A 5,183-nucleotide genomic window follows, 5' to 3' on the forward strand; every position below is an offset into this window, starting at 1 on the left:
CGCTCGGCCGCGGCGGCGGTCCGGTCGCCCCCGGTGCGGCGGCTGGCGCGGTAGCCCGCCGCCTCGGCGGCTGCGGCCGAGTCGAAGAATTCCACGTTCTCGCGCCGGGGCAGGCGGGCCGAGGCGCTGGGCCGGCAATACACACCGGTGGTGCGCACGGCGTAGACGAAATACCCGTCGGCGCCGGCGTCGCGCGCCTGCACCGCTCGCCAGCGCAGTTCATCGGTTGCATAGGGCGATGGCACCCGGAGACTCGCGCTCATGGCTGATGTCCTGCAAAGCTTGATCACGGCGCAAGCTTAAGCTCCGATCGATCAGCGGACACTCCGAATCTTGCGCTCGAATCAAGACCACGGCGGCACGGAGCGTGCAAGCATGATGAGCGCATCACGCGCTATCGCCCGTGCCGCAAGGCCCGCGCCAGGACGTCGAACACCCGGCGGTCGTCCGACTGCGCGGCGTTGAAGCGCAGAAAGCCGCTCGCCTCGGGCGACTGGCTGAAGGCGCTGCCGGGTGCCATCACCACCCCTTCCTCGAGGCACGCACGGGCGACCTCCGTGGCGCTGGCCGCGCCGGGCAGGCGGCACCAGACGAACATGCCCGCCCGCGGCACCAGCCACGGCTGCACGCCGATCGCCTCGAGGCGGGCGACGGTCCGCTCCATCGCCCCCGCCAGACGGACGCGCACGGCCTCCATGTGCTTGCGGTAGCCGCTGTCGGTCAGGGCGGCGAGCAGTACGGCGGAGGCCAGCCGGCTGCTGCCGAAGCCGGTCGCGATCTTGAGATCTGCCAGGCTGTCGATCCAGTCGGCGCGCGCGGCGATGAAGCCGCAGCGCAGCGAGGCCGAGACGGTCTTGGAGAAGCTGCCGATATGGATCACGCGCGACAGCCCGTCGAAGGCCGCCAGCCTCGGCGCCGGGTGGAATTCGAAGTCCGCGAAGATGTCGTCCTCGACGATCACCAGCCCGCCCGCCTCCGCCAGTTGCAGCAGCCGGTGCGCATTGACCGGCGAGCGCACCGCCCCGGTGGGATTGTGGATGCCGGAATTGGTGATGTAGAGCCGGGGCGAGTGCGCCCGCAGGGCGGCCTCGAAGGCCGCGAGGTCCGACCCGTTCCGGGTAAAGGGCACGCCCACGGCCTGTACGCGATGCGCCCGCAGCAGCGCATGGAAATTGAAGTAGCAGGGGTCGTCCACCAGCACGGTGTCGCCCGGCTCCAGCAGGAACCGGCACACCAGGTCGATGGCCTGGGTGCCGGATTCGGCCAGCATGATCTGCTCGGGCGATGCCTCGATGCCCATGCCCGCCATGCGCCGGGCCAGAAACTGGCGCAGTGCCGGCAAACCCAGCGGCGTGGCGTAATCGGCGAGGACCTCGGCATCGGCCCGCGCGACCGCGCGCAGCGCCCGCCGCATCCCGTCCTCGTACAGCCAGGAAGCGGGCAGCCAGCCGCAGCCGGGCTTGAGCATCGCCGGCGGGGCTTCCAGCGCCTGACGCGAAATCCACAACGGATCGACCGCCCGCTCGAGCCGGGGGCCGATCTCCGACAAGGCCAGCGGGGCAAGCGGCCCGCAAACATAGAACCCCGAACCCGGCCGGGCGCGGATGGCCCCTTCCGCGGCCAGGCGCTCATAGGCCTCGACCACGGTCGAGACCGAGAACCCCATGGCCCTCGCCTGTGCGCGCACCGACGGCAGGCGCATGCCCGGCAGGTAGCTGCGCGCTGCGATCCTTGCCCGGACGACCGCCATGACCGCCTCTATCCGCGTTCCGCCCTGCCCCATCGAAACCCCCTCCAGCCAAACCGTATGGCCATCAATGACATTACAGTTCTTTTGAATTGTACTGCACCGTTCATGGCCTGCCTCTCGACCCGGTGGTCTACTGCACACGTTCCCGACGGAGAGAAGTCATGGCCAGAACGGCAAGCGGCTGGATAAGCGGATTCATCGGCGTCGTCATCTTCGCCGGCTCGCTGCCGGCCACGCGCGCCGCGGTCACGGATTTCGATCCCATCTTCCTTACCTGCGCACGGGCAAGCATCGCAGCCTTGCTGGGGCTGGCGTTGCTGCTCGGGCTGCGGCAACCCCGCCCGGCCTCGGCCGACACGCCCGCACTGCTCATCGTCGCCCTCGGCGTGGTGCTGGGCTTCCCGCTGCTGACCGCGCTGGCGCTGCAGTACGTGCCCGCGGCGCATTCGATCGTCTTCGTCGGGCTGCTGCCAGCATGCACCGCCGTTTTCGGCGTGGTGCGCGGCGGCGAGCGTCCGCGGCCGGCGTTCTGGCTTTTCTCCCTGCTCGGCACCGCCCTGGTCGCGGGATACGCTGCCCGCGGCGGCATCGACGCCTCGCCCGCAGGCAATGCGCTGATGTTCGCCGCCATCGTCGCCTGCGGCCTCGGCTATGCGGAAGGCGGGCGCCTTGCGCGCCGCCTCGGCGGCTGGCAGGTCATCAGTTGGGCGCTGGTACTGGCCTTGCCGGCCATGCTCCCGGGCGCCCTGCTCACCATGCCGCCGTCCTTCCAGGGCGTGGCGGTGCCGGCATGGCTCGGGCTTGCCTACGTCTCGCTGTTCAGCATGCTGCTGGGGTTCGTGTTCTGGTACCACGGCCTGGCGCGGGGCGGCATCGCGGCAGTCGGCCAGCTGCAATTGCTGCAGCCCTTTTTCGGGCTCGGCCTGGCGGCGCTGTTCCTGCACGAAACGGTGAGCTGGACGATGCTGGGAGTGACGCTGGGCGCGGTCGCGTGCGTGGCGGGCGCGAGGCGCTTCTCCGCCTGAGACGCCATGCGGAGCGGCCTGCCGCCATGGCAGCCGCGAGCGCGCTAAGGCAACTGGATCGCCTGGCCCGCGCCAGGGCGCGCCGCGCCCATCCAGTGCCCCGGCGTGGTGGAAATACAGGATGTCTTGCGCAAGGTCGCGGACGGCAGCTCGCCGAACAAGGCCTTGTAGTAGGCGGAGAACATGCCCATGTGCCAGAAGCCCCATTTGCACGCGATCCCGTTCACCGAATCCTCGGGGCCTGCCAGCAGCAGGTCCTTTCTCGCCCCGTGCAGCCTGACGTAGCGCAGGAAGGTGACGACGTTGATGCCCAGCACGTTCATGAAGGCGTGATGCAGCCCCCGCCGGCTCATCTTGAGCCAGGCGCTCAGCTCGGTGACCGTCGGCGGGCTCTCGCGGTTGGCCAGGACGTATTGCCGGGCACGCTCGACGATCGCACGCTGCACGAAATGGCTGCTGCGTGCCGCCTCGCTTTCCGCCGAACATGCCAGCACCGCGTGCAGCACGGCGCTCAGGATGGTCTCGACCATCGCCTTCATCGAGCCTTCGTGCTCCAGCACCTCCGGCGTCGATACCGCCGACGACAGCACTTCCTTCAGCGACACCCGCAAGGGGCGGGCGACCGCCTCCGGCAGCTCGCGCGTGCATGAACCCGAGATCGGCAATGGCGCGTCGCGCCCCGTGGTATCGCGCGCGAAGGCATCGAACACGTCGCGGTCGATGACCACGACCAGGATCGTCGACTTCTTCGGCGTGCGGAAATGCAGTTCCTCGTTGGGGCGCAGCATCATCAGTGAATCGCGTGCCACGCGATAGCCCTGCCAGTAGCCGCCCTCCTCCATGTAGACCGGCACGCCGACCGTGTAGCTGTTGCGCCGCGGGTTGGCCTTCTCGTCCACGCACTGCCAGATCGTCTCGCGGAAGATCTGGATCGGGCCGATCGTCGTTTCGATGATCTCGCCGAGAAAGCGCCCCGCCGACAGCTGCAGGTAGTCCTGCATCCAGTCGCGAAGGCTGGCCGCATGCACACAGGGATCATCGGTGGGGATGACGGAACATCGCTCGGTCGGCCGGCGCGATGCCGCCTGGCCCGGGGGCAGGCCAGTGTTCATCATCTGGATTCGTCTCCTCAAGCGCCGCCGCATGGATGCGGCCTCCGGTACGCGAGTTCACTCGCCAGGGGGCGGTTATTCCGCCGGCTTTTTCAAGATTAGGTCCGTGCTCGGGGCGTCGCAAGAGCAAGCGGCGCCCCGCTTCGGCGTCTGGCCGATTCTTGATAGCGCGGCCCGGGCACTCTGGCCGTTTCACGATACGCCCCGCTCCTTCCTGCGCCCTAACATGCATCCGGCAGTCGCATCGCGGCGGGAACGCGCCGGCCCCTCGGCCGGACCGCTCCCGCCCGCAACGACCCGGCCCGCATCGAACGGGCCGGCATCGGGAGACAACATGAAAATTGCCGTACCCATCGCAAGCGTCGAAGAGGCCGAAGTCCTGGCACGCGCCGGAGCCGGAGAACTCCATTGCGGCTTCGGCCCGGATCCGCGTGCCGGTTCCGCAGCGCGCCAGCCAGGCGGTTTCCACGACCCGCGGGCGCTCCTGCACGCCATCGGCGCCGCGCACCGCCACGGGGCGACGATCTCGCTGGCCCTGAATCCACGGGGTGACGCTGGCGAACGGCTCGCCGCCACCCTCTCGATCGCGGAGTCCTTCCTGGGGATGGGGGGTGACGCGCTGATCGTCTCCGGCCTCGGCCTGATCGGCGAGCTGTTCCGGCACGTACCGCTGTCGCGCATCCACGCCGACGCCTCCGGAAACCGCCGCATGCGCGGCGCCGCGCTGCTGTATCGGGAGCTTGGCGTGCCGCGGCTGGCCTTGCCGCGGGACGCGACGCTGGACGACGCATGCGCAATCGCCGCCGAGGTGCCAGGCCTCGAAATCGAAGCCTTCATCCACCACGGCGGCCTGCCGCACCCGCCGCGGCGCGCGGCCTCCCCGGGCATGGCCTCCCCCCGCCACGGCAGGCGGCATGGCGAAACGGCCGGCCGCCTTCTCGGGCCGCATGCCCTGCCAAGCCTGCTGGGCGGAGGGGTCGCCGTTGTGAGGATCGCCAGCGCCGAGTCGCCCACGGCCGTCAAGCTCGCCAGCGTGCGCATGGCCAAGGCCGTCCTCGGCCGCGCCGAGGCGGGCGAAGGCGATGAACGCGTCATCCGGCTCGCGCGGGCAGCGGCGCAGCCCGGCCGGGCCGGGCACCTGCGCCACGATCCAGGGGCGCCCGGATAGCAGGCGCCCTCTTTTCCCCGACATATTCGTCCAACCACCCCCATCACTTCCATCAGGAGACACCCGATGCTTTACGCACACCCTGGCCATTCTGGCGCGCCGATCCAGTACAAGGCGAAGTACGACAA

Annotated in this window: 5 protein-coding genes; 2 read left to right on the top strand and 3 right to left on the bottom strand. The window is 69.7% G+C overall.

The features are described 5' to 3' along the window. Together C666_RS18470 and C666_RS18475 are read right to left on the bottom strand one after the other, a co-directional pair. Positions 1–263 (bottom strand): Ada metal-binding domain-containing protein (locus C666_RS18470; RefSeq protein ID WP_004347915.1); only part of this gene is annotated, 263 nt, incomplete at its 3' end. A gap of 131 nt (positions 264–394) precedes the next feature. Further along, the gene (locus C666_RS18475) at positions 395–1,750 is read right to left on the bottom strand and encodes an aminotransferase-like domain-containing protein (protein WP_211206782.1); all 1,356 of its coding nucleotides are present in this window, start codon (positions 1,748–1,750) and stop codon (positions 395–397) included. A gap of 161 nt (positions 1,751–1,911) precedes the next feature. On the opposite strand from C666_RS18475, the gene C666_RS18480 reads away from it, so the two are divergent. Then, the gene (locus C666_RS18480) at positions 1,912–2,775 is read left to right on the top strand and encodes a DMT family transporter (protein WP_004347919.1); all 864 of its coding nucleotides are present in this window, start codon (positions 1,912–1,914) and stop codon (positions 2,773–2,775) included. A gap of 44 nt (positions 2,776–2,819) precedes the next feature. Here the strand turns inward: C666_RS18480 and C666_RS18485 are convergent, their stop codons facing one another. Then, positions 2,820–3,890: a helix-turn-helix domain-containing protein gene (locus C666_RS18485; RefSeq protein WP_004347920.1), complete on the bottom strand. Its 1,071-nt coding sequence runs from the start codon at positions 3,888–3,890 to the stop codon at positions 2,820–2,822. A gap of 331 nt (positions 3,891–4,221) precedes the next feature. On the opposite strand from C666_RS18485, the gene C666_RS19410 reads away from it, so the two are divergent. Then, positions 4,222–5,055 (top strand): U32 family peptidase, encoded by an 834-nt coding sequence (locus tag C666_RS19410; RefSeq protein ID WP_004347922.1) that lies wholly within the window; start codon positions 4,222–4,224, stop codon positions 5,053–5,055. The last annotated feature ends 128 nt before the right edge of the window (positions 5,056–5,183 follow it).

This window comes from Thauera linaloolentis 47Lol = DSM 12138, from assembly GCF_000310205.1.
GTDB classification, from domain to species: Bacteria; Pseudomonadota; Gammaproteobacteria; order Burkholderiales; family Rhodocyclaceae; genus Thauera; species Thauera linaloolentis.

What these genes read in the sequence shown, in the direction of transcription:
- C666_RS18475 (WP_211206782.1), bottom strand. Translation starts at nt 1,750, where the DNA reads ATGGCGGTCGTCCGGGCAAGGATCGCAGCGCGCAGCTACCTGCCGGGC.
- C666_RS18480 (WP_004347919.1), top strand. Translation starts at nt 1,912, where the DNA reads ATGGCCAGAACGGCAAGCGGCTGGATAAGCGGATTCATCGGCGTCGTC.
- C666_RS18485 (WP_004347920.1), bottom strand. Translation starts at nt 3,890, where the DNA reads ATGATGAACACTGGCCTGCCCCCGGGCCAGGCGGCATCGCGCCGGCCG.
- C666_RS19410 (WP_004347922.1), top strand. Translation starts at nt 4,222, where the DNA reads ATGAAAATTGCCGTACCCATCGCAAGCGTCGAAGAGGCCGAAGTCCTG.